Source organism: Chryseosolibacter histidinae (assembly GCF_018598225.1).
Lineage (GTDB): Bacteria > Bacteroidota > Bacteroidia > Cytophagales > Cyclobacteriaceae > Chryseosolibacter > Chryseosolibacter histidini.
Genome location: NZ_JAHESF010000008.1, coordinates 233,427 through 260,103 on the forward strand (window position 1 = coordinate 233,427; position 26,677 = coordinate 260,103).

The 26,677-nt window shown below is 50.5% G+C and carries 17 protein-coding genes; 9 read left to right on the forward strand and 8 right to left on the reverse strand.

What is annotated here, in order from left to right; all coding sequences use genetic code 11:
* The first annotated feature begins 94 nt into the window (after nt 1-94).
* Nucleotides 95-1,390 carry a hypothetical protein gene (locus KK083_RS10775; RefSeq protein WP_254163231.1) on the forward strand — a complete coding sequence of 432 codons (1,296 nt, stop codon included), beginning with the start codon at nt 95-97 and terminating at the stop codon, nt 1,388-1,390.
* On the opposite strand, the gene KK083_RS10780 is transcribed toward KK083_RS10775, so the two are convergent.
* Nucleotides 1,391-3,778, reverse strand: coding sequence for an ABC transporter permease (locus KK083_RS10780; RefSeq protein ID WP_254163232.1), 2,388 nt, complete (start codon nt 3,776-3,778; stop codon nt 1,391-1,393).
* 203 nt (nt 3,779-3,981) lie between these two features.
* Nucleotides 3,982-4,935, reverse strand: a complete 954-nt coding sequence (locus tag KK083_RS10785) for an acyl-CoA desaturase (protein WP_254163233.1) — start codon at nt 4,933-4,935, stop codon at nt 3,982-3,984.
* A gap of 455 nt (nt 4,936-5,390) precedes the next feature.
* On the opposite strand from KK083_RS10785, the gene KK083_RS10790 reads away from it, so the two are divergent.
* Together KK083_RS10790 and KK083_RS10795 are read left to right on the forward strand one after the other, a co-directional pair.
* Nucleotides 5,391-7,793, forward strand: coding sequence for a TonB-dependent receptor (locus KK083_RS10790; protein ID WP_254163234.1), 2,403 nt, complete (start codon nt 5,391-5,393; stop codon nt 7,791-7,793).
* 396 nt (nt 7,794-8,189) lie between these two features.
* Nucleotides 8,190-8,786, forward strand: a complete 597-nt coding sequence (locus tag KK083_RS10795; RefSeq protein ID WP_254163235.1) for a Crp/Fnr family transcriptional regulator — start codon at nt 8,190-8,192, stop codon at nt 8,784-8,786.
* A gap of 271 nt (nt 8,787-9,057) precedes the next feature.
* Here the strand turns inward: KK083_RS10795 and mutS are convergent, their stop codons facing one another.
* Both mutS and KK083_RS10805 read right to left on the reverse strand, forming a co-directional pair.
* Nucleotides 9,058-11,664, reverse strand: coding sequence for a DNA mismatch repair protein MutS (gene mutS, locus KK083_RS10800; RefSeq protein WP_254163236.1), 2,607 nt, complete (start codon nt 11,662-11,664; stop codon nt 9,058-9,060).
* Nucleotides 11,665-11,955: 291 nt separating this feature from the next.
* Nucleotides 11,956-12,609: a class I SAM-dependent methyltransferase gene (locus KK083_RS10805; protein ID WP_254163237.1), complete on the reverse strand. Its 654-nt coding sequence runs from the start codon at nt 12,607-12,609 to the stop codon at nt 11,956-11,958.
* A 287-nt stretch (nt 12,610-12,896) separates the two neighbouring features.
* Here KK083_RS10805 and KK083_RS10810 point away from each other — a divergent pair, with 287 nt between their 5' ends.
* The 4 genes from KK083_RS10810 (at nt 12,897) to KK083_RS10825 (ending at nt 17,697) form a co-directional block, all read left to right on the forward strand.
* On the forward strand, nt 12,897-13,427 hold the full coding sequence (locus tag KK083_RS10810; protein WP_254163238.1) for an RNA methyltransferase: 531 nt from the start codon (nt 12,897-12,899) through the stop codon (nt 13,425-13,427).
* 234 nt (nt 13,428-13,661) lie between these two features.
* Entirely contained in the window at nt 13,662-14,828 is a 1,167-nt protein-coding gene (locus tag KK083_RS10815; protein ID WP_254163239.1) for an AIR synthase related protein, read from the forward strand.
* 225 nt (nt 14,829-15,053) lie between these two features.
* Entirely contained in the window at nt 15,054-15,590 is a 537-nt protein-coding gene (locus tag KK083_RS10820; RefSeq protein ID WP_254163240.1) for a hypothetical protein, read from the forward strand.
* A 247-nt stretch (nt 15,591-15,837) separates the two neighbouring features.
* Nucleotides 15,838-17,697, forward strand: a complete 1,860-nt coding sequence (locus tag KK083_RS10825; RefSeq protein WP_254163241.1) for a M1 family metallopeptidase — start codon at nt 15,838-15,840, stop codon at nt 17,695-17,697.
* Nucleotides 17,698-17,735: 38 nt separating this feature from the next.
* Here the strand turns inward: KK083_RS10825 and KK083_RS10830 are convergent, their stop codons facing one another.
* Entirely contained in the window at nt 17,736-18,287 is a 552-nt protein-coding gene (locus tag KK083_RS10830) for a DinB family protein (protein ID WP_254163242.1), read from the reverse strand.
* A 391-nt stretch (nt 18,288-18,678) separates the two neighbouring features.
* On the opposite strand from KK083_RS10830, the gene KK083_RS10835 reads away from it, so the two are divergent.
* Nucleotides 18,679-21,561, forward strand: a complete 2,883-nt coding sequence (locus KK083_RS10835; RefSeq protein WP_254163243.1) for an alpha/beta hydrolase family protein — start codon at nt 18,679-18,681, stop codon at nt 21,559-21,561.
* A gap of 387 nt (nt 21,562-21,948) precedes the next feature.
* On the opposite strand, the gene KK083_RS10840 is transcribed toward KK083_RS10835, so the two are convergent.
* Both KK083_RS10840 and KK083_RS10845 read right to left on the reverse strand, forming a co-directional pair.
* Entirely contained in the window at nt 21,949-23,673 is a 1,725-nt protein-coding gene (locus KK083_RS10840; protein ID WP_254163244.1) for an alpha/beta hydrolase, read from the reverse strand.
* Nucleotides 23,674-23,910: 237 nt separating this feature from the next.
* Nucleotides 23,911-24,525 carry a 2OG-Fe(II) oxygenase gene (locus tag KK083_RS10845; RefSeq protein ID WP_254163245.1) on the reverse strand — a complete coding sequence of 205 codons (615 nt, stop codon included), beginning with the start codon at nt 24,523-24,525 and terminating at the stop codon, nt 23,911-23,913.
* A 20-nt stretch (nt 24,526-24,545) separates the two neighbouring features.
* On the opposite strand from KK083_RS10845, the gene KK083_RS10850 reads away from it, so the two are divergent.
* The gene (locus KK083_RS10850; protein ID WP_254163246.1) at nt 24,546-25,052 is read left to right on the forward strand and encodes an LEA type 2 family protein; all 507 of its coding nucleotides are present in this window, start codon (nt 24,546-24,548) and stop codon (nt 25,050-25,052) included.
* Here KK083_RS10850 and KK083_RS10855 read toward each other — a convergent pair.
* On the reverse strand, nt 25,049-26,677 hold a 1,629-nt coding region (locus KK083_RS10855; RefSeq protein WP_254163247.1), incomplete at its 5' end, for a c-type cytochrome domain-containing protein. The two genes, KK083_RS10850 and KK083_RS10855, sit on opposite strands and share 4 nt — an antisense overlap.

Here is a 26,677-nt window from a genome sequence, read left to right on the forward strand (position 1 = left end):
AAAAAAACGGATGATCCGTTGATCCGTCTTCGCCAAAAGCCAGACAAAAGGCTACAAAAGCCAAACAAAACATATTAAAATCCCGCATCGGGTTATGGAAGAGCAAACAATTGTCAAAAACAGCCTCCTGAAAATCTTCAGGCTGAACGGGTTCCCGGACGCTGCAAAAATGACGCAACGCAACTACGAACACATCAGCACCGAGATCAAAAACAAGACAGGGATTATGCTGAGCAGCACCACGATCAAAAGGCTTTCACATGGTGAATTCAGCAAACTTCCCCAGGTAGCAACCCTCGACGCCATCGCCCGTTATTTTGGCTTCACCAACTGGCAGGAGTACAAAGCATCGGAAGCAGGTCCGGATACAAGGCTGACATCCTCCGAAAGGATGGCATCCTTAACAGACCTGCCTGTGAGCACAACACCGGCCAGGCCACTGTTCCGGGTGGTTATCGTAGCGCTGGTTGTCGTCTCAGTGCTGGTGACGGCATTTGTCATGACCCGGCGCAAAACTGTTTCGGGTGATTGGAATAAGGTGGTGTTCTCTGCCAAAAAGATCACTGAAAACCAATTGCCCAATACGGTTGTGTTTACCTATAATGTTGACAATGTAGATGCGGACAGTTTTTTCATACAGCAATCGTGGGATGACCGCAAAAGGATCCGGATCTATAAAAATCACTATACGGTTACCGACATCTACTATGAGCCCGGCTACCATCTTGCCAAGTTGATAGCGAACGATTCGGCCATCAGGGTGGTGGAGGTGAGCATACCCACTGACCGGTGGGTGTTCTACGCCAATGAGCAGAAGGAAAAGTACAAGACTGAATACATCGAGGTCGAAAAGCCGATCTCAAACGGCGCATTGGGAATATCAAAAGAAACGCTGATCCAAAACGGCATCGACACCAGGCAAAATTTCTTCTACACCTATTCATTTTTTCCCACGCAGCAGAACGTATCCGGCGACAACTTTACAATGAAAACAAGGGTGCGGATGAAGGACGTCAAAAACAGTCTCTGTCCGTTTATTACGCTGGAAATCTTTTGCCAGCGATACTATATGATCATCAAGAGCACCGAAAAAGGATGTGCATCAGAGGCTTTTGTTCTTTTAGGAAACAAAAAGCTGGAAGGCAAACAAATGAACCTGGAAAATATTGCCTACAACCTCACGGAATGGAATGAAGTTGAGCTGCATGCCGAAAACAAGAACGTCACGATCAGGATCAACGGAGCGGTTGCCCTCGAAACGTCCTATGAACAGTCCACCAAAAATATTGCAGGGCTCGCCTTCATCTCTAATGGCCTATGCGAAGTGGATTATGTCGATGTAACCGGTAACGACGGCACTGTGGTCTACAAAAGTGAATTCGACAATTGATCACTCATGCCTCAATGTGTCCGCAGGATTAAGCCCCGACGCGCGCACGCCCTGACCGAGAATGGTAAGCCATCCCAGCATGAGCAGCCAGAACGCAGCCTGTAAAAATATGCCGGCAGACCATGATGTATGATATGGAAATGTTTGAAGCCAGAAATTGCCGATGACATACGCCAGTGGCATGGCAATGACCAGCGAAATGAATACAGGCCTGAGAAAATTACGCGAGAGCAAGATCAGCAGCTGAAGCGAAGTGGCGCCCATGATCTTGCGGATACCGAGCTCTTTGATGCGCTGCTCTCCTTCGTAAGCCGAGAGCGCATATAATCCAAGACAACCAATGATGATGGCCAGGGTGGCGAAGAAAGTAAACAGCTGACCCATTTTCTCTTCGAGCATGTAAACACTGTCCAGGTAATCGTCCATGAGCTTGGCTTCGAATGTTGTGCCGGAAACGAGCGGTGTCGCTGCCTGCTTCACCAGATCGCGCGTCTGCGCAAGGTTGCCACTTTCAAGCCGTGCAATGTAGCGGTTATTGACTGCTTGATAGCTCAGGGCCAGCGGCATGATCTCTTTGCGAAGGGACGACACGTGATAATCTTTGATAACACCGATCACTTCACCAGGCAGCGAGTCGCGGAAAATAAATCCTGATACTTTTTTGCCGATAGCCTCTTCGGGTGTCCAACCCAATGCCTGTACGGCTTTTTCATTCAGGATGATACCGGTATCAGTGTCAGCGCCGTTCACATGAAAATTCCTTCCGGCCAGCAGGGTAAGCCTGAGTGTTGGAATGTAGTCATGATCAACAGAGACAAACCCGATCTTGAGGTTCTCCGCCTCCGGTGTGTTGACCCTGCGAAGCCCAGTGGTGTTGATGAGCCTGCCCGGTAATGTTGAGGCAACTGTGATCTGCTTCACGCCCGCGATCTTCTGCAACTCGGCTTTGAATGAGGCAACACTGGTATTGCTGTTCGGCACTGCCGCAAACAGCAGCAATCCCTCTTTGTTAAAACCCAGGTCTTTGGATTTCATGTAGTGTACTTGCCTGAAGATCACTGTAACCAGCACAACAAGAATGGCCGTGAGGGTGAACTGTACAGACACCAGCGTTCTCCGCATCTTCCGGCTGGAGTCGCTCATCTTCCTTCCCTTGAGCACCGAAACCGGAATAAAGCGCGAAAGAAAGAATGCAGGATAACATCCCGCCACCAGGGCCAGCAGAAAATTACATAGTATCAGCCCTGCCACCAGCCTGTAGTCGCTGAAGAAGTTGCTGAGATCGAAGCGCATCATTTCTATCTGCGAGGCATTGGTGAACGACTGAAAGAAAGGAAGGGCAAGGTCTGCCCAGAGAATGGCCAGCAGAAAGCTGAATGTGCAGATGATAAAAGACTCCATTAGAAATTGCGCGATCAGCTGACGGCGATAGGCACCCATCACTTTCCGGATGCCCACCTCCAGCGCGCGCCTGGCAGACCGTGCCGTGGCCATGTTCATATAATTGAAACACGCCAGCAGCAGGATCACCAGTCCCACAGCAGCAAACGCATACGCATACGTTTTGCCGATGGCTGGCATTGGATTGCCGGTATACGTTGTGTCAACATAGATCTCCGTGAGAGGCTGCAGAAAAAACTCGAACGACTTCCACGACTCGGGTGTATGCTTGTGCACAAAAGTGTCGATGCGTTTGCCGATGACCTTTGCGTCGTCACGCTGCGCCAGTAACACATAATTGTAGAATGAATTAAAATTCCATGACGATGCGTGTGGCTGTGTCTTTTCAACCCAGGTGAAAGAAATAATGTAGCCGCTGCGCAGGTGAGAGCGAAGCATATCTTTGTACACGCCAACAACCCTGAACGAGGCCATGTCCTGAACGGTGATGACCTTACCGATGGGATCATCCTTGCCGAAGAGTGTAACGGCTTCCGATTCGCTGATCAGGATGCCATCGTCAGGCAACACATTCTTTTTCGATGAAGCGGTCTTGAACGGAATGGTGAAGATGGAAAAGAACGCCGGGTCAACAGCGATGATCTTTCTTTCCATGGGCTCTTTATTCTCGATCAGCACATTCTCCTGTAAGATGCCCACACGCGTTGCTTCTTTGATCTCGGCAAAATTCCGGATCAGCTCCGGCCCGAGCACGCCCTGCGTGTACGCAACATTCATTGTTTGATTTCCGTCTACCTGGCGGTGAACAACACGGAAAATATCTTTGGCATGTACGTTATCACGATCAAAGCTCAGTTGATCCAGCACCAGCAATGAAAGGATGAGGCAGCAGGCAATGCCGATGGAAAGCCCTACAACATTAATGATTGAATACAGGGTGCTGTTCTTCAGGTTCCGTGTGGCTATGACAAAGTAATTGCGGATCATAAAGTTTTTTTGCCGATGCTTTGCGCGAACCCTGTACCAGATTCACAGGAAGGGTTTTAAGCAGCTGTAGCGACGTTCCCGACAATAAACTTAAGCAATGTGCCCATTTTCAGAAAGTTGACTGTCCAGCCATGGACAATCAGGGCATAAAAAAAGCCGCCTGATGTTACTCAAACGGCTTTTAACCTGTTCTATTTTATCTTCTAGGCAGCCTGCTCTTCAAGCTGCTTCTCTTTCTGTGCGTCATATTGTTTTCTCAGCTCTTTGGCATGCTCCTTATTTTTGGAGTATTTGATGTGATTGGGCACACCTTTCAGATCCCAGATGAGGCCCACAGCCTGCAGCGCTCTTAATCCATAGTAAGTGATATCGATCTCCCACCAGAAAAATCCCTGACGTGCAGAGGTCTCGTAGTAGTGGTGGTTGTTGTGCCATCCTTCACCGAGTGTAAGCAATGCCAGCCATACACTGTTCTTCGATTCTTCGCCGGTCTCATAACGCTGCTTGCCGAACTTGTGCATGATGGAGTTGATGGAGAACGTGCCGTGATACAGGATCACCGTGCTCAGGAAAAATCCGATGAACAAGGTAGAAAAACCGGCCGCTGTAAACATTGTAGTGATGCTTCCGCCGTTCACAATTCCACCGAGGGCCATCATAGCAACGGCCAGGATGGTGGGCGGCACGAGGTAATGTTTGTTCAGCCACACCAGCTCGGGATATTTGGCATAATCGCCGATGGTTTTGAAGTCGGTTTCTTTAAAGTCGGGACCTACGATCCAGCCGATGTGCGAATACCAGAAGCCGTAGATCTTCATTGAATGCGGATCTGCAGGTGTATCGCTGTGGCGGTGATGATGGCGATGATGCGCTGCCCACCAGAGCACGCCTTTCTGCGCAGTGGTTTCAGAACAGAAGGCGATCACGGCCTGGAACCAGCGTGAGGTCTTGTACGATTTATGCGCGAAGTAACGGTGATATCCACCGGTAACCCAGAACATACGCGTAACATACAGTACGCCGCATACGATCCAGTCGAACATAGTAGCGCCTGTCCAGATAGCGCCCAGCGGCAGTAGGTGCACAGCTAGAAATGCTATTTCCTGTTTAACTACAGGTTTCTTGCGTGCTTGTGGTGTGATGGTTGTTTGACTCATGTCTGATGCTAACAGCAGAGGTATTTAATAAAGTTCGTAAGCGCCTGCTGAATTTCACTTTTCAAACTTTGCAAAGGTACGGGGAATTTTTTCAGTATCCGCCTTTAAACAGGTGATTTGGTCATGAACGGGTGTTAGGGTGTGCTGAAGGTGCTTAGGAGTAAAGGCTAGAAGTCAGGAGCCAGGAGTCAGAAGCCAGAAGGGAACCGGCGTTGTAACATGGTACGGTGTACCAACTGAAGTCACTTTTTTGCTGTACATCGGAGGAAGAAGCTCCTTGACCGGCTCCGTCCCTCCTGACTCCTGGCTTCTGACTTCTGGCTCCTAGTCAGCACACCCTCTCCGTTCAGAATTTCCTAACCGAGATCAATACAATATTCCTTTTTACCTAACCGACATCAAGGATGGATAGGGGCCCGGGCCGGCAATTTTGTCGTAATAACAACTCAACACCCATGAAAACAAATCCTTTACTGCTGACAGGCACACTGATCATGTTCTTTTTCGCTGTTACGGCGGCGGCGCAATCCACACAAACCGTTCGCGGCCGGGTGCTGGATGAGGTCTCGCAAACACCACTCATCGGGGTGAATGTGGTTGTCATGTCGGGCCCGGGTGCTGTGCTCGGAAGCACTACCGATGAAAGTGGCGAGTACCGCATTGAAAAAGTACCCGTGGGCAGGCAAACGCTCAAGATCAGCTATATCGGTTACGAAGATCAAACCATCCCCAACGTAATGGTTACTGCCGGAAAAGAAGTGGTGATGAACATAACCCTTACGGAAAAGGTGAGCCAGCTCAGCGAGGTCACGGTAATCGCCGACACAAAAGAAGACAAAACAGCCACCAACAACGACCTGGCCGTGGTGAGCGCCAGGTCTTTTAACGTTGACGACACCAAACGTTATGCAGGCGCGCTGGGTGATCCTTCGCGCATGGCAGCCAATTTCGCGGGCGTGGTAGGCGGCAATGACTCCCGCAACGACATCGTAGTGCGCGGCAATTCGCCTACCGGCATGTTGTGGCAGATGGAGGGACTGAACATTCCCAACCCCAATCACTTCGGCGCCCTGGTGGCTACGGGCGGACCGGTGAGCATCCTCAACAACAACAACATCGACAAATCCGATTTCATCACCAGCGCCTTCCCCGCACAATACGGCAATGCCACCGCAGGTGTTTTTGATCTGAAGCTTCGCGATGGCAACAATCAGAAGAACGAGTTCCTGGGCCAGATCGGCTTCAATGGTTTTGAGCTCGGCGCAGAAGGGCATTTCGGCAAAAATTCCAAAGCATCGTACATTATCAACTATCGTTATTCGACGCTGGCCGTATTTCAGACGCTGGGCATCGAGTTCGGCACCGGCTCCAACACACCGCTGTACCAGGACCTGAACTTCAAGGTGAGTCTGCCTGCCGGCAAGAATGGAAAGATCTCGATATTCGGACTCGGCGGCGCCAGCGAGATCGACCTGCTGGGAAGTGAGGCAGACCTGGATAATGACACAGACCTGTACGGAAGCGAGAACATAGATTCTTACCCGCGCTACCAGACGGGTGTGGCCGGTATCAGCTATGAAAAAAGTGTGTCGGAAAAAACTTTCCTGAAGCTCACGGCAGGCATCAGCGCTACCAGCGAGAATTTTTATGCCGATTCCCTGGTGAGGGATGAGACTAATGAAGTGGTGGCCAAATATCTTACCAGCGAAGCCGATTTCACCACACGGAAATATTCACTGAACTTTTACACCCGCACCAAGCTCGATACCAAGAACAGTCTTACCTCAGGATTTTACATCGACGCCATGAGCTTCGATCTGTTCAACCGCGATGCGTATGCCAACCTGAACCGCGATACGGTACGGCTGGATGTTGACGAGAATGCCACGCTCTACCAGTTCTACACCACATGGCGTCACCGGTTCACCAACCGCTTTTCGCTGAACACCGGCATCCATGGCCAATACTACTCACTGAACGAACAGATCGTGGCCGAACCGCGCGTGAGTCTTCAGTATGTGATCAACGGTTCGCATGCACTGAGCCTGGGGTACGGCCTGCATCACCAAATGCAAAACATCACCACGTCTTTTATCCAAACTAAAACACAGGACGGTACCATGGTGCTGACGAACAAAGGCCTCGACTTTACCGCGAGCCAGCATTATGTGCTCACCTACGACTGGAATATCTCCGGCAACACCAGGCTGAAAGCCGAAGCCTATTACCAGCGCCTGAACGATGTACCGGTTGAACGGAAACCAACTTCTTTTTCGGCCCTCAACACCGGCGCCAGCTTTGCGCCCCTGGACCAGGATAGCCTCGTGAACAGCGGCACCGGAACCAACTACGGCCTTGAGCTTACACTCGAGCGTTTTTACAGCCGCGGATTTTATTACCTGCTCACCACATCGCTGTTCGACTCACGTTACGAAGGCAGCGACGGCATAGAACGCAACACCGCTTTTAACACCAGGTTTGTATTCAATGCGCTGGCGGGCAAAGAATGGAAGCTGGGCAACAATGGAAGGTTCTTTTCACTCAACCTGAAGCTCACCACCATCGGCGGAAAATTTCTTACACCGATAGACTTCGCGAAGTCGCAGGAATTTGGCCGCACCATTTACCGTAATAGTGACGCCTACAGTGAGCGGCAAAGCAGTTATTTCCGCACCGACCTGCGATTGGCCTACCGCAAGGAGTATGCAAAGAGCACACTCGAGGTATCGCTCGATCTTCAGAACCTCACCAACAACAAAAACATTTTCAGCCAGAGCTATAACCCGCGCACCAACAGTATCGCTACCCAATATCAGCAGGCGTTCTTCCCTGTTCCTTATGTGAGATTTACATTTTGATGGTTTCGGTGGGTTTCAGGAGTCAGAAGTCAGGAGCCAGGAGTCAGGAGAGGTTCGAGTTAAGTTGAAGTCTTGTGTACTTTTCAGGTGTAGGGATGCTCAACTGACAATTTTGCGGCTGCTATAAGAATCTGACATTAGCTATATAGGAGGCTGTATTCTCAGTTTTATGAAGCTTTCAGTCAACTCACACCTTCCCCTTCTGACTCCTGGCTTCTGGCTCCTGACTTCTAGCTTCTTCTTGCTTCTTTACCCGCCGCAGCTCGCGATGGAATTAGCGCGATGGAGTGAAGGCGGGGGATTTTTAGACCAACAAACGTTTGAGGTGCGGCAAACGACAGAAAACTTAATATTGTGAGGCATATCATTTGACAGGAGTTTGCCGTTAAAAGCAACATGTCAGCTGATGAATACACACCCCTGCGTCAGTTCATAGCCGGAGTCGTTGATGCAACGAACGAAGAATGGAAGGCGCACCGCGATTGTCTTACGCGCAGGTTCCTCCGGAAAGGCGAATTCCTGGTCTCCGAAGGCCAGGTGGTAAACAATGTATCGTTCATCAACAAGGGATCGTTCAGGGTGTTCAAGACCATGAACGGCCAGGACCTCACCAAACATTTTTTCTTTGCGAACGAATATGCCACCGAATACATCAGCTTTCTCACGCGCAAACCTTCCGACATCTGTGTAAAGGCGCTGGAAGAATCCGAGCTGATCGAGCTGCACTACGATAAGGTGCAGGCATTGTATGAACAGTATCCCGTATGGCAGAAGTACGGCAGGCTGATGGCAGAACATTTGTTCATCGTGCTGGCAGAGCGCACACACCGGTTGCTCTATCATTCTCCCGAAGAGAATTATCTTCACCTCATCGAAAGCCGTCCTGATATCATCGAAAGAATTCCCCAGCAGTACATTGCATCGTATCTGGGTATTCAACCGGAGTCGCTTAGTCGGATCAGGAAACGGTTAATGGAGGTTAGGAGAGTTTGAAGTTTAAGGTTTCAAGTTTCAGGTTGCCGGTTGCCAGTTGCCGGTTACCAGTTTTACCCGCCGAAGCTTTAGCGTAGGTTGGGTTGCCGGTTCAGACCCTGGTGAAACTCACTTTCCCAGCTCCGTTCCCCTAGAGTCACAACACCATCACTTGATCCACACCGCCTTCTTCTGACTCCTTGCTCCTGACTCCTGACTTCTATTCCCAGCTCCCTTCGCCCGCCGTAGCACGCCGTGGCATTAGTGCGAGAGCAGCGAAGGAGGGTTACTCCTACTTCTTCAAAACTCCTATCACCTCGTTCAGTTTGAGCAAAGCCTCCACCGGACTCAACGTGTTGATATCTACCTTACTCAACATATCCTGGATCTGCATGAAGCGGGGGTCGGCTTCGAAGAGGTTCATTTGAGGTGTAGCTTTCGGAAGCTCCTGGATCTTTTTCTTTTCGTTCTTGTGTTTGTCTTTCTCCAGGAAGTGAAGGATCTCGTTGGCGCGGAACACCACCTTGTTGGGCATACCGGCCAGTTGCGCCACATGGATCCCGAAGCTGTGCTCGCTGCCGCCTTCCTTCAGCTTGCGCATGAAGATGATCTTGTCGCCGATCTCTTTGACTGACACATTGAAGTTCTTCACACGGGTGAGGTCTTCTGCCAGCTGGTTCAGCTCATGATAGTGTGTGGCAAACAGGGTCTTGGGCTTACAGTCTTTATGGCCGTGGTTGTGAAGATATTCTACAATGGCCCAGGCAATAGACACACCGTCATAAGTGCTGGTGCCTCTTCCGATCTCATCCATGAGGATCAGGCTTCGGTGGCTGAGGTTGTTGAGAATGCTGGCCGTCTCCGTCATCTCCACCATGAACGTTGATTCACCTCTCGATAAATTATCGGAAGCACCCACGCGGGTGAAGATCTTGTCTACGATGCCGATGCTGGCGCTTTCCGCAGGCACAAAGCTACCCATCTGGGCCAGCAGCACAATGAGCGCGGTTTGCCGCAGCAACGCCGACTTACCTGCCATGTTAGGACCGGTAATGATCAGGATCTGCTGTTGATCGCTATCGAGGTAAATATCATTGGGCACGTATGATTCGCCCACAGGCAACTGCTTTTCGATCACGGGGTGCCTGCCGGCTTTGATGTCGAGGATCAGCGAATCGTTGATCTCCGGTTTGTTATAACGATTGGCACGCGCCACAGAAGCGAAGGAGAGCAGGCAATCGAGCTGGCCGATCACCCGTGCATTCTGCTGGATCTGCGAGATGAACGTAGCTGCGTGCTGCACCATGGCGTTGAAGATGCGCTGCTCGATCACCACGAGCTTTTCTTCGGCGTGAAGGATCTTCTCTTCGTATACTTTCAGCTCTTCGGTAATGAAACGTTCGGCATTCACCAGGGTTTGTTTCCGGATCCAGTCGGCCGGAACTTTATCTTTATTGGCGTTGCTTACTTCGAGGTAGTATCCGAAAACTTTATTGTACGAGATCTTCAGCGACGAGATGCCGGTGCGTTCCACTTCCCGCTTCTGCACCTGCAGCAGGTAATCTTTGCCGGAGAAGGCTATTTTCTGCAGTTCGTCAAGCTCGGCGTCTATACCTTCCTTGATGATGTTGCCCTGGTTGCTGTTGATGGATACGTCTTCGCGCAGCTCACGTTCGATCTTGTCGATGAGGTCTTCGCAGGGATGAAGCTGCTCCGCCATTCGCTGAAGCTCAACAGAAGTATGGTCTTTCAACGCCTGGCGTATGGGCACAATACATTTCAGCGAACGCTTCAGCTGCAGCAGCTCGCGCGGGTTGATGCGGTTCACGGCCACCTTGGATATCAATCGCTCGAGGTCAACGATCTGCTTCAGAGGCTCCCGTACTTTGTCGGCAAAGTAATCGTCGGCATGGAAGGTCTCCACAACCCTGAGCCTTTCGTCGATGGCCTCCTTACTCTTCAGTGGCAGGATCATCCACTTGCGCAGCTGGCGCGAGCCCATGGGGGTAACGGTATGATCGAGGATCTCGATCAGCGGAACACCTCCTTCATGCTGTGAATGAACGATCTCCAGGTTGCGGATGGTGAACTTATCGAGCCACACATACCGGTCTTCATCGATGCGCGATATGGACGCGATATGCGAGGTGTCTTTGTGCTCCGTATCGTCCAGATAATGGAGAATGGCACCTGCCGCGATGATGGCTTCACCGGAGCCGTCGATGCCAAATCCCTTGAGGGAGGCGGTTTTGAACTGGCTGATCAGCTTGTCATAACCATAGTCGTAGGCGTAAACCCACTCATCGAGGGCAAAGGTGTTATACTCGGCACCAAAAAGTTTTTCAAATCTTTCGCGCGAGCTTTTGCTGAAAATGACTTCAGAAGGTGCAAAGCTCTGGAGCAGCTTCAGCACATAGTTCTCATTACCCTGCGCCACATAAAACTCGCCCGTGGAAACATCCAGGAACGAGATGCCCAGCTCCTTGCCGGCGAATATGGAAGCGAGAAAGTTATTTTGTTTTTTATCGAGAACGTTGTCGTTGTAAGAAAGCCCTGGTGTGACCAATTCTGTAACACCACGTTTCACAATGCCCTTTACAAACCGCGGATCTTCCAGCTGATCGCAGATGGCGACCCTGTGCCCTGCACGCACTAGCTTCGGCAGATACGTATCCAGCGCATGATGAGGAAAGCCTGCAAGCTCGGTTTCGGAGGTTGATCCGGCGCCACGTTTCGTGAGCACGATATCCAGCACTTTGCTCGCCGCCACCGCATCCTGGCCGAACGTTTCGTAAAAATCACCTACACGAAAAAGCAGCAATGCCCCGGGATACTTCACCTTAATGGCGTTGTATTGTTTCATCAACGGGGTTTCAACGGTGGTCTTAGCTTCAGACATTGAAGCAAAGATAGAAAAGATAGAAAAGCATGGAGGCGACGAATGGTTTTTTTGTTAAAAATTGATGATCAGTGGGTTAGTGAGTTGCGAGCCGTTAGCGATGAGCGGAATAGTAGCAGTAGGCAAATTGTGATGGCTTCGCTATCACAACAGTAGGCAAAGGATTGTGCAAGCCATCATGAGCGTTTTACTGTTGAAATTGGAACAGCGCATGTGATGCCCGTAGCCTTACTATTGCTACTGCTCCGATCGCCTGCGATCGGTCCCGATAGCTATCGGGATGCCTACTGCCTACTTTTCAGCTACGATCACCCACATCTTATCCCCTTTCTCCTTTGTACGATCGACAAACGGGTCTTTCTGGTGGACGATGCTGAACCCGGCTTTGGTGAGGTCTTCCAGCGCGTAGCTCATGCCCAGCTCGTGTTTGCCTTCCTGCACCGAACGCGAGAGCTTTCGGCGTTCATCCGCGATCGGTTCACAGATCACCAGCCTGCCACCTTTTTTCAGTGCCCTCTTTACGTGCTGCAGGATCTCATCGTGGTCGTCCATTTCATGATAAGTATCGAGAATGATCACGGCGTCGAGCTGCTCCTGCGGAAGCTTTGGGTTATCGTAGTCGCCTTTGACGGTCTGGATGTTGGTCAGTTTTTTGTTGGCGATATAACCGTCCAACTTCGTGAGCTTCGACTGGTCCACATCCACCGCATATACCTTGCCTGCGTTGTTCACTACCCTGGCCAGCTTGAAGGTCATATACCCTTCGTGACATCCAATATCGGCAACGTGGCTTCCTTCTGCGATCTTCATCATCGAAATAAGCTCGTCTGCCCGCTGCCATTTATCGCGTGCTTCCCACGCAGGTTTTGAATAAATGTTCTTCCAGGGATTCTGGGCTGAAGCCGTGATGGTGATGGTGAAGAGGAGGATCGTGATCAGGCGCATGTATTTACAACGTGGTTCCCGGTATCGAAGGTGGTGCTTTTCAGGGGGAAGAAAAAGGAGTAAGGAGTAAGAATTAAGTAGTAAGGAGTTGAGACTAGAAGTCAGGAGCCAGGAGTCAGAAGCCAGAAGAAGACGAGGTATGATCGAAGTGTCGGTGTTGGAACCGAAGAATAGAACCGGAATTGAGTTTTACAACGATCACGAACCGGCAACCGGGAACTGGCAACTGGCAACCAGCACGCCCAACTTTAAACTTCAAACTTTAAATTTTCAACTAACTTCGCCCGATGAAAAAACTGCAACTAGAAGAGCTGGGGCGGATCTCGGTGGATGAGTTCAAGGGGTCTGATAAGCTCCCGGTTTGTATTGTGCTTGACAACGTGCGCAGTTTGCACAATGTGGGTTCGGCTTTTCGCACGGCGGATGCTTTCCGGCTCGAAAAAATATTCCTCACAGGCATTACCGGCACACCGCCGCATCGCGAGATAGAGAAGTCTGCCCTCGGCGCTACCAGATCTGTGGATTGGGAATATGCTGAATCGACAGGCGCACTTCTGAAAACAATGAAAGAGAAAGATTACACGATCGTGATCATTGAACAGACCACGGAAAGTAAACCGCTGCAGCAGTTCGATCCCGAGCCCGGCAAAAAGTACTGTCTTGTTTTTGGCAACGAAGTGAATGGCGTGAGCGAGGAGGCACTTCCAAACGCAGATCTGGCACTGGAAGTTCCTCAACATGGAACAAAACATTCACTTAATGTTTCAGTATGTCTCGGCATCATTACCTGGGAATTTTTTCGAAAACTTCAGCTGTGACGTTGAAACCTTTTTAGCTGCGAACAGTATTTAAACATAAGGAAAACAATAGTTATATACCCCGTCAGGCAAAGCGTGTTCGTACTGTGATGGAAGGAGCAGTTGTCTGACGGGTCTTTTTTTGTCCAATAAGGGATGACATCTTTTGAAAAGATGTCATCCCTTTTAATTTTAAAATTTGCAACTTTGCAGAGACATCCCGGAGTTACGGGATGGTAAAAAGTATTTCATTCAGTGTCTGACCGTTACAACCAGCGCGGGGTTTCTGCCTCCAAAGAAGATGTTCACCAGGCCATCAGCAAACTGGACAAGGGCTTATATCCCAAAGCTTTCTGCAAGATCGTGCCCGATTATTTGGGCAATGACGAGGAATATTGCGCTGTGATGCACGCAGATGGCGCCGGTACAAAATCGTCGCTGGCGTATATCTACTGGAAAGAAACGGGAGATCTCTCGGTATGGAAAGGTATTGCACAGGACGCCATCGTTATGAACATTGACGACCTGTTGTGCGTAGGCGCCACTGAAAACATTCTGCTCTCATCCACCATCGGCAGGAACAAAAATCTCATCCCCGGTGAAGTGATCGCCGCCATCATCAACGGCACCGAAGAAGTGCTGGCCATGCTGCGCAAACACGGTCTCAACATCATCAGCACCGGTGGCGAGACCGCAGACCTCGGCGACCTGGTGCGCACCATCGTGGTAGACAGCACCGTGGTATGCCGCATGAAACGCAACCATGTGATCGACAACAGCAGGATCAAAGCCGGCAATGTTATCGTGGGCTTATCGTCGTTCGGACAAGCCGCCTACGAAGACGAATACAACGGAGGCATGGGCAGCAATGGCCTTACTTCCGCGCGGCACGATGTGTTCAACAACGAATATGCTTCGAAATATCCCGAGACCTACGATAGGGATGTTCCCGCCAAGCTCATCTATTCCGGGTCGTACAAAGTGACCGATAAATCCAATGGCACGGATGTGAATGTAGGCAAGCTCGTATTATCACCTACCCGCACCTACGCACCCATTATCGTTGAGGTGCTTACGCGATATCGCAGGCTCATCCACGGCATGGTGCACTGCAGCGGCGGCGCGCAAACCAAGGTGCTTCACTTCATCGATAACCTGCACGTGATCAAAGACAATCTGTTCGATGTGCCACCTTTATTCCGGATCATCCGCGAGCAGAGCGGCACCGAATGGAAAGAAATGTACAAGGTCTTCAACATGGGCCACCGCATGGAGCTCTATGTAGACGAAGAGCTGGCCCCCGAGATCATCCGCATCTCCGAAAATTTTGGCGTAGAAGCCCGCATCATCGGTAGAGTAGAACCTTCAACCCAAAAGAAAGTTACAATCAAGAGTGAGTTCGGAGAGTTCGTCTATTCGTAAGTACGAAGTACGATTTACGAGGTACGATTTGATCTCCTATAGAAGGTAATGCTTCGTGTATGCACACCGTTTCCCCAAACGGTAGGCGTTCTCCTTGCTTCTTAATTCTTACTCCTTACTACTTTTCATACACTCCTCTTCTGGCTCCTGACTCCTTGCTTCTAACTTCTGATTTTTGGCCCCTCATTTGCATTTATCCCCGTGAAGGGATTTAACCCCGAGAATATGAGAACGAAAAGCACAATTTTTTCACTGCTCATGAGTTTGGCAGTAATCGGTGTTTCAATGGATGCAGTGGCGCAAGGACGAGGAAGAGACAAAGGCCGGGATGATGATAACCATGAACGGCATGGCAACAACGGGCACGACGATCGTGACCATCACGACAGTTACAGCAACAACAGGAGAGACCATGACCATGACAGGGATCGTCACCATCACCATGATTACAGGAGACGCGACGTGCACATTCACTATCACGACCGTTATTGTGGTCACAGGCCCGTGGTAGTACATCATCATCACAATCGCCCGCGGTATATCTACTATCGCGATTACGATGTATACTATGACTTCCAGCGGAGCGTTTACATATCGTACGCCGGAAACAACTGGACAGTGAGCGCAGCACTTCCCGTAGCCATGCGCCATGTTAACGTACGCACAACAAGAAGTTATGAAGTAGACTACTACAACGACGATATGCCCTCCTATCTTGAAAGGAGCAGGCCATCTTGCGGACGGGAGTTTAATGGTTGGTAAGGTTATTATTAACCCCGTTAGCGAAGGCAGTCATCGTGACTGCCTTTTTTTATGCTTAGTTGTCGGATCACTGCGGGCATTTGTTTAGTCGTCGGACCATCGCGCACTACCCCCGACGCATGCCAGTGGTCTGACGACTGCTCATCGCGCGGAAGTTACTTCCACAACCCGGCCTGACGAAGCATCGTTGCTGCTTTCGCTTCATCAAAAAGTTTCCGTTCTTGCAGGCAGAAAAAATACTCAACGCATGTTCTCAAAAATATCCGGTTTCGTGATCGCGCTCATGATCGTGAGCGGCTGCGGAACCAAAACAACACCGGAAAAAATCGTTATGCCACAAGATCCACATTCATTCGCCAAACCTTCTGAAGCCAAAGTCACGCACCTGAGCTGGAAGGCCACGGTCAGCTTCGACACCAAAACGATCAGCGCCACGGCTTCGTGGAAAATAGAAGCCACACCCGATGCCGATGTGATCATCCTCGACACCAAGGGACTCACCATACAGAAAGTGACCCTCGACAATGACCAACCCACTCAGTTCAAGCTCGCTGACAATGACGCCATTCTGGGGCAGGCGCTCGCGGTGCTGATCAAACCGGGAACAAAAGTGGTGAACATACAATACGAGACCAGTCCTGATGCCGAGGCGCTGCAATGGCTCAGCGCTCAGCAGACCGCAGGCAAGAAGTTTCCGTTCCTCTTCACACAGTCGCAGGCTATCCTGGCCCGCAGCTGGGTACCTTGCCAGGACTCGCCGGGCATCCGCTTCACCTACGATGCAGAGGTCACCGTTCCCAAAGACCTGCTGGCACTGATGAGCGCCTCCAATCCGAAAGACAAGAACAACACAGGCACTTACCGTTTTGAAATGAAACAACCTATCTCGTCATACCTGCTGGCGCTGGCGGTAGGCGATGTAGCCTTCAAACCTATTAGCGAACGGGCTGGTATTTATGCTGAGCATTCTTTACTAGACACAGCAGCATGGGAGTTTGCCGACCTGGAAAAAATGATCGCAGGCGCAGAAGAGCTCTACGGTCCTTACCGCTGGGAACGTTACGATGTGATCGTGCTGCCACCGAGCTTCCCTTTCGGGGGAATGGAAAATCCACGGCTGACCTTCGCCACCCCCACCATACTGGCCGGCGACCGGTCTCTGACATCACTCATCGCGCATGAGCTGGCCCACAGCTGGTCTGGCAACCTGGTGACTAACGCCACCTGGAACGACTTCTGGCTGAACGAAGGCTTCACAGTTTATTTCGAGACGCGCATCATGGAGAAGCTCTATGGCCGAGACTATGCCGAAATGCTTGCGTCTCTCAACCTCCAGGACCTGCAAGACGAGGTGAAATCGCTCAACGAAGCCAATAACTCCGCCGACACCAAGCTGCTGCTGAACCTGGAAGGCCGCAACCCCGACGATGGTGTTACAGACATCGCTTATAACAAAGGTTACTTCTTCCTGCGCTCCATTGAAGAGAAGCATGGAAGGGATAAGTTCGACAGCTTCCTGAAAGATTATTTCTCGGAGAACGCCTTCACTTCCATGGACACGGAAGGTTTCAAACGTTACATCAAAAAATACTACCAGGACAAATTCAAGGTAACGCTCGACGACCCGCTTTTCAACGCGTGGATCACCACGGAGGGCCTGCCCGCAGATATTGCACAGCCTTCGTCCACCAAATTCAAGCAGGTAGACGAGCTGCTGGCCGGCTGGAAAGCGGAAAAGCCCCTGGATAAAAGCCGCGCCAAAGACTGGAGCACCCATGAGTGGCTGCACTTCCTGAAGAACCTGCCGCCATCGCTCACACCGCAGCAAATGAAGGCGGTAGATGAGTTTGGCAACTTCTCGGCGTCAGGCAATGCGGAGATTGTCACAGCCTGGGGTGTGATCGCCATCCGCAACAATTATGAAAAGATGAACGGAAAGATCGAGTCGTTCCTCATCAACACCGGCAGAAGAAAATTCCTCAGCCCGTTGTACAATGAGCTTGTGAAAACGGAAGCCGGCAAAAAACGCGCGAAGGAGATCTACGAAAAAGCAAGACCGAATTATCACTTCGTGGCTACGAATACCTTTGACAAGCTGTTGAGGTAGAGCATCAATTGCCACGGATTTAAACCCGTGGCAATTGATCAGAACAATCTTTCTTCTGGTGGTTTGATTCCCTTGAGGCGAAGATATACGGTTGTTTGGCCACGGTGGTGAGTCTGATGTTCGAATGATTTCTGGAAGGTGGCTTCGCGACTTGCCTGCCAGCGGAAGACCTTGATCACTTCGTTCAGCTGATCGTCTTTCATATCTTTCAATACGCTGATGGTGAAATCATAGCTGTCCATCACCGCTTTCGTGAGCGCTGCTTTGGTTTTGAATTCTGCGGATCTTTTTTCAAGTTCTCCGAAATTTGAAGGACTGGTCTTTCCGGAGGCGAGGGCAGCAAAGCCAAAATTGTCGTCGGCCATGTGCAACATCTGCTGGCCGAAGGTGCGCATCTCGGCGGTGGGTTTAAAGCTGATCACATCGTCGTTCGCCGCATTCAGATAATCTAACGTGTAGGCTTTCGCCCGCTCCCAGTCGGCAATCAATTGTTCCGCTTTAGAAGGGGGAGCTGTTTTCTCTTTGAAGCTTAGGGCAGCAAACGATGCCACCGCCAGCAGCGCAATGAATAAAATTTTTCCTGATCTCATATAATGATTCTGTCTGGTTTGCGTGTCAAGATAAGGGTTTGAGGCAACCGCATTTTGAAAAATATTGCTATCAAAAAGAGGCATTGGGAAATGGGCATTGAGCATTCGCCTCTATCTGCAAGCGTATGTTACGTGCCAAAAAATGCATCTCGCGATGTCGAAGGCCTTCAGGCCTTTTCGATTAAGCATTACCACTAGTCGTGCCAGAATCTCCCGTAAAGGACTTTGGTGAAATCGGAAAGTTGATTCTATTCCGAGGCAGCTGAAGCCTCAGAGACTCCGCTTGCACGTAGTGGCATCCCTCCATATCAGGTTATCGGTATAATATGTAACTACTGCTTCGGGCGTGGGATTAAAATTTCTAATTTACCTCGCTAAACCTAAACTCAAAATGAGACCTGCTATTCTTAGTTTATCATTCATCCTGCTCACGTTCTGTGCGTGGTCACAAAAGAAATCTGCCAAGACTGTTCCTGTCGTTAAAAAGCCGCTCACACATGCGGTATATGACCAGTGGAGGGAAATCCCTTACAAGGCAATTACCACCGACGGTAACGTTGTGGCGCTGGCCATCAATCCCCAGGACGGAGATGGCAAGGTGGTGTTCTTCGACCTGAAAGCCAATACACAGGATTCTGTAAAACGCGCCGCGGAGATCGGGCTTACCTTCGACAGCCGCTACGCTGTTTTCAGGATCAAGCCGCCCATCAATACGGTAAAAGACCTGCGCAGGCAGAAAAAGAAAAAAGAAGATCTCCCCAAAGATTCACTGGGTATCTATGCGTTCGGCACAAAGAAGCTCGAGAAGATCGCAGAGATCCGTTCTTACAAGATCGCTGAAAAAGCGGGCGGCTGGGTTGCCTACCAGCTCGAAGCCAAAAAAGAAGCGAAGCCCAAGGCCGATGACAAAACCAAATCGAAACCCGATTCCGTAAAAAAAGAAGTCAAGCCAAAAAAGATCAAAAAGAATACCGATGACAACGGCTACACGCTGGTGCTGAGAAAACTCTCCGATGGCAAAGAGACCTCGTTCGGTTATGTGAAAGATTACGCCATCGCCAAATACGGCCAGGGTGTATTGTTTGCCTCCACCGGCAACGACAGCACGCTGAAAGCCGGCGTGTACTGGTATGACCTCCAGCAGGAAAAACTGCAGCCGCTGTATGCCGGAAAAGCGAAACAGAAAATGAAAGGACTGGCCATTAACGAAGATGGCACACAAGTGTCTTTTATTGTTGATGCCGATACCACCAAAGCCCTGAAGCGTTACCCCAAACTTTATCACTGGAAAAAAGGTGATGCCTCCGCCATTGTGCTTGCTGATGAAAACAAAACAGGCATGCCACCGTCATGGATCGTCAGTGAGCATTACGTTCCGTCGTTTTCCAAAGATGGCTCCAAACTTTTTGTAGGCATCAACCCGCAGCCTGTCGTTCAGGATACCATGCTGCTGCAAGAAGAGATCGTGAACGTGGAGGTATGGAACTGGCAGGACGGCCTCATCTATCCGCAGCAGAATAAACAGCTCGATAACGAAAAGAAAAGGTCTTACCAATCAGTGATCCACCTTGCTGACGGAAAACTGGTGACGCTGGGAAGCAAAGAGATGCCCACGGTTGACCAGGCCGACGAAGGTAACGCTGCTGTGGCGCTCGGGCGCTCCGATATGGCCTACCGCAGGAACACCACCTGGGACATCAGCGGCTACGAAGATGTGTTTTTACTCAACGTGGCGGATGGCAGCAAAAAGGACGTGGTGAAAAAGCTGAAGGGAAATCCCTTCATCTCGCCAAAAGCAGGTTACGTTTACTGGTTCAGCCTGCCCGACACCGCATGGTTCAGCTACGCTGTCAAAGATTCAAAGACCTATAAGCTGGCGCAGGAAGTAAAGATCAGGTTTGCCGATGAAGAAGACGATCATCCGGATTTCCCTTCTTCTTACGGCGTGGCAGGCTGGCTCGCCAACGACAGGTCTATGCTCGTATATGACCGTTACGATATCTGGTCGCTGGATCCCGAAAACAAAAGAGCTCCCGTGAATCTGACCAAGATCGGCCGTGAGCAGAAGCTGGTGTTCCGTTACGTGAAGCTCGACCCTGAAGAGCGGTTCATTGATCCTGAAAAAGAAATGCTGCTCCAGGTATTTGATGAAACCACCAAGGTCTCGGGATTCTATAAACTGTCTTTAAAAGACAACAAGCTCACGAAGCTGGTGATGAGCGAGCACCGTTACGCCTCCGTGATCAAAGCAAAAAATGCGGAACGCCTCATCTATACGCGCGAGAATTTCACGGAATATCCCGACGTGTGGACTACTGACCCGAACTTCAGCGCGCCAAAAAAGATAAGCCAGGCCAACCCGCAAATGAAGAACTACCTGTGGGGCTCGGTTGAGATGGTGTCATGGACATCGCTCGACAACATTCCACTGCAGGGGCTACTGTACAAACCCGAGGGATTCGATCCGAAGAAGAAGTATCCCATGATCGTTTACTTCTACGAGAAGAATACTGACAACCTGTATAACCACATTGTACCGGCGCCGATCCGGTCATACATCAACTACTCCTATTACACCAGCAACGGCTACCTGGTGTTTGTGCCTGACATTGTTTACAAGATCGGCTATCCGGGAGAAAGTGCTCACAACTGTATCCTGCCGGGCGTGACAAGCCTCATCGCCAAAGGTTTTGTGGATGAAAAGCACATCGGTGTTCAGGGCCACAGCTGGGGCGGATACCAGACGGCTTATCTCGTTACCCGCACCAACATGTTTGCGGCAGCAGAAGCAGGAGCGCCGGTGTCGAACATGACGAGCGCCTATGGTGGCATTCGTTGGGAGTCGGGTTTCAGCCGTATGTTCCAATATGAAAAATCACAGAGCCGCATCGGTGGCACTTTGTGGGAGACGCCGATACGTTACATCGAAAACTCTCCGATCTTCTTTGCCGATAAGATCCAAACGCCGCTGCTGATGATGCACAATGATGGCGACGGCGCTGTGCCCTGGTACCAGGGAATAGAGTTCTACATGGCGCTTCGCAGGCTTGATAAACCCGTGTGGATGCTCAACTACAACAACCAGGGTCATGGCCTCACCCAGCGGCAGGACAGAACCGACTTCGCCATCCGCATGAGCCAGTTCTTCGATCATTACCTGAAAGGCGCACCCGCTCCCGAATGGATGAAAAAAGGAATTCCGGCCGTGGAGAAAGGAATCAATAAAGGATACTCGACTTCGGCTTCAGAGACGTTGATGCTGGGGCAGAAGTAGGAAGAGTCCACGGTCGACGGTCCACAGTCCACGGTAGTGTAGCGTGATGTTACTGGATCGTGCTTCGTAGAAAGTATCTCATTTTCGGCGAAGTAGGCAATAGGCAAACGAACAGTAGGCAAATATCCATTTCAACACTGATCTGCCGTGGACTGTCGTCTGTGGACTGTGGACCGTTCCGTTTCACTTCAGATTTTCAACACTTCGTCACGGGATTCGGAGGGATTGGTCAAAAAAATTTTAGCGGGAGCAACCGGAAACCTAATTTTGGTGTCAAATAGACGTTATGATTGATGTCATGATCAGCAAAAGAAAAATTCTGGTTGTAATCGGGATTGCAGTGGCCATCATCATTGGTGTTTATACCGGATTATTCGGTATGGGCCTTTAGTATCGCCAACTCTTCAGATCCGCCCCTTTGGGAGCGCTCTCTGTGATGCGCTTCAGTATTTTCGGAAGATACATTGTATTATACCGTAAACGCGAAATATAATTCGGGTTTACAGGGTCTCCGTTCCAACAATGTTCGGCACGATCGCCATAAGCCACTTCTCCTCCGTAAAAAGGATTGTTCGTTCGTTTTAAAAAATCCTCCATCAGGTACACGGCATTGTTCAGGTAATAATTATCCATGTCGCCACAATAGATATGGATCTTGCCTTTAAGCTTGGGACCCAGCGTAGCCCAGTCGCGTTCGAGGATGTGGCGCAGGTCATAATGCTCCTTCCAGTACTTCGCTACTTCGGGATCGATTTCGCCGGTAAGCTTGTCAAAGATCCGTTTGGGGTAACCATCGTCACCTTGCGGCGAGTACACGGCCTCCCAGATATCCCATTGCTGGCCCGATCTGCTTTTGGTTCCGAGTGTCAGCTCAAAGTGATTGCTTTCTTCCGTAGTTGACTGGATCTGGCCCAGGTAATTTCTGTGCGATGGCCGCGGCACCTTCTTGAAATTGCTCTCGTACCAGTAAGCATTCTTGTCTTTGTAAAGATCAACGAGGCAGTAGGCGCGGAAATCGATGGGATCGGGGCAGGCTGCGAAACATCCATTGAAGTCGTCGGGATAGAACATCTGCACGGCCAGCGCTTCCCATCCGCCGGTAGACCCTCCGTATGTGAATCTTGCCCAACCTTGCCCGATACCCCTGAACTGTTTCTCGATGGCGGGGATCAGTTCCTGCATGATGGCATCGCCGTAAGGGCCAACGTTGGCAGAGTTCACTGCGTAGGAGTCGTCGTAGTAAGGGTTTGCGTGCTGGATCTCGATGATGAGAAAACGCGGGAAGTTCTTGCTGATCCACTGCGTGTAAAAGTTGTGCGCTTCCCGTGCCTGAAATTTGTTGTAGCCGTAGATGCCGAACCTGGCATTGTAATCGGTGGTATCCATTTTCGCATCGGGTGGTGTCTCGCTGAACCCACCGAAGTCGCTGGGAAAGTGGCCGTGAAATACCATCAGCGGATAACGTGCTTCGGGATGGGTATCGAAACCTTCGGGTACCAGCACATGCGCACCAAGGTACATGGGCTTTCCCCAGAACTCCGTGAGCAGCTTGCTCTGGATGCGGATGTGCTTGATGTATTTCGAATCTTTGGGTTCTTCAATGGGTGCGATCTTCTGGTCCATGGTGATCTTCACCACTTCCTGCGAGGCGGGATCGAAGCTGATCTTCTGAGGTTTGCTGTAAAAATTTCCGGGTTTGCTGTTCCACTGCTGGCCTTCACCGTGGTCGGGCGGAAGCTTCACGATGTGACCACTCTTCAATTTGAATGTTTCATAACGATTGATGAGTGCCTGAACAAAATATTCTCCTTTGGGAACATGGCTGATGCTGCGGATGGGGAAGCCAAAAGCATCGTCGCCGATCGCGATCTCATCTCCCGGTTTCATTCCTTCCACGTCAACGCCGAAGATGAGTTGGGTGTTCAATCCATCGCTGATCTGGGTACGGGGTTCACCTTTGTCGTTATCGGCGAGCATGAGCAGAAGCCTGCCATCCTGGGCCTGATCGCTCATTTCTTTGGTGAACAATACCGAAAATTTTACGGCAGGATCGTTGGCGGGTTTGCAACCGATGGCCAGGGTCAGCGTTAGGAGCAGGCAGGATCTTTTCATGGGTGGGAGTTTCAGGTTTAAAGTTTCAGGTTTAAAGTTTCAGGTTTAAAGTTTCAGGTTTAAAGTTGGGGCCGTCAAGACTAACTAGAACAGACTTTTGTTCGAGAGCGCGGGACGGTCACGTGTTCCTGAAAATACTACCAAGTTTCCGGTTATCAAACTGGAGCTAATAAGCTTTGAGCCGCGAGCTTCGAGAAGGTGCTCCAAATCTCACGGCTAACAGCTCGTAACTCAAGGCTACAGGTGTCTGAGCTCGGAGTGCTGGTCCAGGATCCAACCGGTGAGGCTCAGGCGTTCGCGGGTGGCGGGCAGCACCTCATGCTCGATCTGATCGCTTCTGAAGCAGACCAGTCTTCCGGCAACGGGCAGGATATCACGCGTTCCGTCGGGCAGGTACATTCTGAGTTGTCCGCCGTGTTCTTCCTGCCAGTGGTTGTTGAGGTAACAGATCACGGAAAGCTTCCGGTGGTCGTCTTGTTTGAACTGATCGAGGTGCCGTTTATAAAATGATCCGGGCGGATAGACCGTCATGTGCACCTCGTAATCTTTCAGGCTCAGGAACAGTGCCTGATTCAAAAAATGGATCATGTCGCTCAGCCGCTCGAGGTAGACCACGGCAGGGCGGGGCGCCGAGCTCCGGTCGAGCCATTGAATATAATCTCCGCGTATAGCCTCATTGATCTGCAAACCTTTGTTTTTGCCAATGCCGGCCTTTTTGAAACTTTCAGCACCATTTTTGAATTCTTCCAGGTCAAGGATATTGTTGACTTCCTGTTGGCTCAGAAATTGATCGGCAATGGCATATCCGTGCTCTGCGAGGTCGTCGGCTATGGAATCGAAAACAGTGATCATGTAACAAATTTACGCGCTAAATGTCTATACTTACGAGCAACCAGCCGATTATGAATGCACGGTCGTATAAAAAAATTACACTTCAAAGGATCCTGGGCGTATTTGCCATCATCTTTCTCCTTGCGTCATGCGAGAAGCCCGATCAGGATATAGAGCTACGCCGGATCAAGGATGTGGTGGTAGATGCCTCTTCAGACCCCATGCTCAAGGCCAACGCCGTTTTTTTCAATCCCAATAAAGTGCGTGGAAGGCTGAAGCGCATCAACGTAGAGATCTTTATCAACGGCAAGAGGGCCGCGCATGTGGATCAGAAGTTGAAAACCCACATTCCCTCGCAAAGTGAGTTTACCGTACCCCTGGAGGTGAAGCTGGCGATCAAAGAGCTGGGCTTTATGGATACTGTACTGGGATTGATCGGTGGAAAAAAATTCGAAGTTCACTATAAGGGCTCGCTTCGATTATCTTATCACGGTGTGCCGATCAAGGTTCCGGTGGATTATAAGGATGATGTGAGGATCAGGTTTTAATTAAAAAACACCTCATCTACCATTAGCCATCCTTTTTCATTTTTTGCGTTTCGGAAGTCCGGGAGTTTGGAGAGTGGACGGGCTACGATCTTGTAACACGCGAACGTGGAAGCAGGGATATCGATGGTGGCGCCCTCGATCCGGGTGGGAACCCAGGTGGTGGGTTGTGCCGGGGTGATCTTGCGCAAGAGTTTAAGATCTTTCGGGTTGGAGCCTGCCCACACTTCGAAGGTGGCGGGTGGCATACACATGGAGCCAATATTTCTTGCATAGCTCAGCGTGATGTTTGTGAGCGTGGGCACATCGCCTTCAAAGAAAAACACAGCTTCAAGAGGTTCATTCCGGAAGGCCATCCACGAGGGATCGCGGTAGAAATCAGGCATTCCTTTTTTGTTATCGATCAGGGTTGAAGGTCCTTCTCCCGCATACTTGCTGTCCGGCTTCGTCAACAGCTCGGCCCGTGATGGTTTAACACCTGTTTTGAAGAACACATATTCAACCTGCTTGCTGCTCAGCCAGCGGTCTTTGTAAGCCTTTGTTTTGATCACCGTGTAGCGCGTCACAGGCAATGGATCCTTATACGTATTGCTCTTCAGGCTGTCGGCATCGCTGCCATCGGTGGTGTAGCGGATCACGGCACCCGGCAGGTTGTGCTTCAGCATCACGGGCTCGTTCTGCTTCAATACCTGCGCATCGTTTTTTAGGAAAGGCGCGCTCAGGCGAAGCATCTCTTTTTCATCGGGCCGGTAGCCGGTATCCCAGCTGATCTGTTTATACGTTTGTCGCAGGCCAGCCATCTCGTTGTCTGTCACGGGCGTATTCCACAAATAAACTTCCCTGATGCTTGTATTGGGTGCAAGCGTTTTTAAAGCCGCAGCCGTGACTTTTGTGCCTGACAATGAAACCGAGCGAAGGTGCTCAAGCTTCAACAGGTGTTTGAAACCATCGCCTGTGATGGCCGTGTTGTTCAGAATGATCTTTTCAAGGTTATCGAACTTTGCCAGCATCTTCAGGTCATCATCCACCACCGGCATCTTCGAGAGGTCTATCGCGATAAGCTGATCTTTAACACTGCTCAGCTCTTCAAGGTATTTCTTCTGAAATGATCCGCTGAGGTAAAACTCCGCCTGGAGCGCGGGCTCATTGCGCGCGATCTGCGAAACGGTGCGATAAGGTGTGCTCAGCTCCCGCACCTTCTGCTGCGATGAAAACTGGAAATGGTACCGGGGCGCGATCCCCTCTTCGGCATAATATCTTGCCACGATCGGGCTTGCCAGTTTTTTCAGCGTATCGACGGCAGGTACTGCATTCAACTTCGTTCTTGTATCAGCACCTGCACCGATCCACCGTGAAATAAAAAGCACCTCATCTTCTGTAAGCTGCGCCTTGTCTTTCGGCGGCATGTGCTCCTTGCTTCCCAAAGGCAAAGTCAGCCGCTCCATGATAAGGCTGTGCTTCGCGTCACCCGCTTTCCACAAGGTGCCATTCTTACCACCTTTCTCCATGCTGGCCAGCGACGTCAGAATAAGTTTTCCTTTCGCCTTCTGTTCATTATGACAACTGTAACACTTGCTTTCAAGAATGGGCTCAACGGCCGCGGCAAACAACGTGGTGCTGTCTGTAAG

What these genes read in the sequence shown, in the direction of transcription:
- KK083_RS10775 (WP_254163231.1), top strand. Translation starts at nt 95, where the DNA reads ATGGAAGAGCAAACAATTGTCAAAAACAGCCTCCTGAAAATCTTCAGG.
- KK083_RS10780 (WP_254163232.1), bottom strand. Translation starts at nt 3,778, where the DNA reads ATGATCCGCAATTACTTTGTCATAGCCACACGGAACCTGAAGAACAGC.
- KK083_RS10825 (WP_254163241.1), top strand. Translation starts at nt 15,838, where the DNA reads ATGTTCTCAAAAATATCCGGTTTCGTGATCGCGCTCATGATCGTGAGC.
- KK083_RS10820 (WP_254163240.1), top strand. Translation starts at nt 15,054, where the DNA reads ATGAGAACGAAAAGCACAATTTTTTCACTGCTCATGAGTTTGGCAGTA.
- KK083_RS10830 (WP_254163242.1), bottom strand. Translation starts at nt 18,287, where the DNA reads ATGAGATCAGGAAAAATTTTATTCATTGCGCTGCTGGCGGTGGCATCG.
- KK083_RS10810 (WP_254163238.1), top strand. Translation starts at nt 12,897, where the DNA reads ATGAAAAAACTGCAACTAGAAGAGCTGGGGCGGATCTCGGTGGATGAG.
- KK083_RS10850 (WP_254163246.1), top strand. Translation starts at nt 24,546, where the DNA reads ATGTCTATACTTACGAGCAACCAGCCGATTATGAATGCACGGTCGTAT.
- KK083_RS10845 (WP_254163245.1), bottom strand. Translation starts at nt 24,525, where the DNA reads ATGATCACTGTTTTCGATTCCATAGCCGACGACCTCGCAGAGCACGGA.
- KK083_RS10785 (WP_254163233.1), bottom strand. Translation starts at nt 4,935, where the DNA reads ATGAGTCAAACAACCATCACACCACAAGCACGCAAGAAACCTGTAGTT.
- mutS (WP_254163236.1), bottom strand. Translation starts at nt 11,664, where the DNA reads ATGTCTGAAGCTAAGACCACCGTTGAAACCCCGTTGATGAAACAATAC.
- KK083_RS10795 (WP_254163235.1), top strand. Translation starts at nt 8,190, where the DNA reads ATGTCAGCTGATGAATACACACCCCTGCGTCAGTTCATAGCCGGAGTC.
- KK083_RS10790 (WP_254163234.1), top strand. Translation starts at nt 5,391, where the DNA reads ATGAAAACAAATCCTTTACTGCTGACAGGCACACTGATCATGTTCTTT.
- KK083_RS10805 (WP_254163237.1), bottom strand. Translation starts at nt 12,609, where the DNA reads ATGCGCCTGATCACGATCCTCCTCTTCACCATCACCATCACGGCTTCA.
- KK083_RS10835 (WP_254163243.1), top strand. Translation starts at nt 18,679, where the DNA reads ATGAGACCTGCTATTCTTAGTTTATCATTCATCCTGCTCACGTTCTGT.
- KK083_RS10840 (WP_254163244.1), bottom strand. Translation starts at nt 23,673, where the DNA reads ATGAAAAGATCCTGCCTGCTCCTAACGCTGACCCTGGCCATCGGTTGC.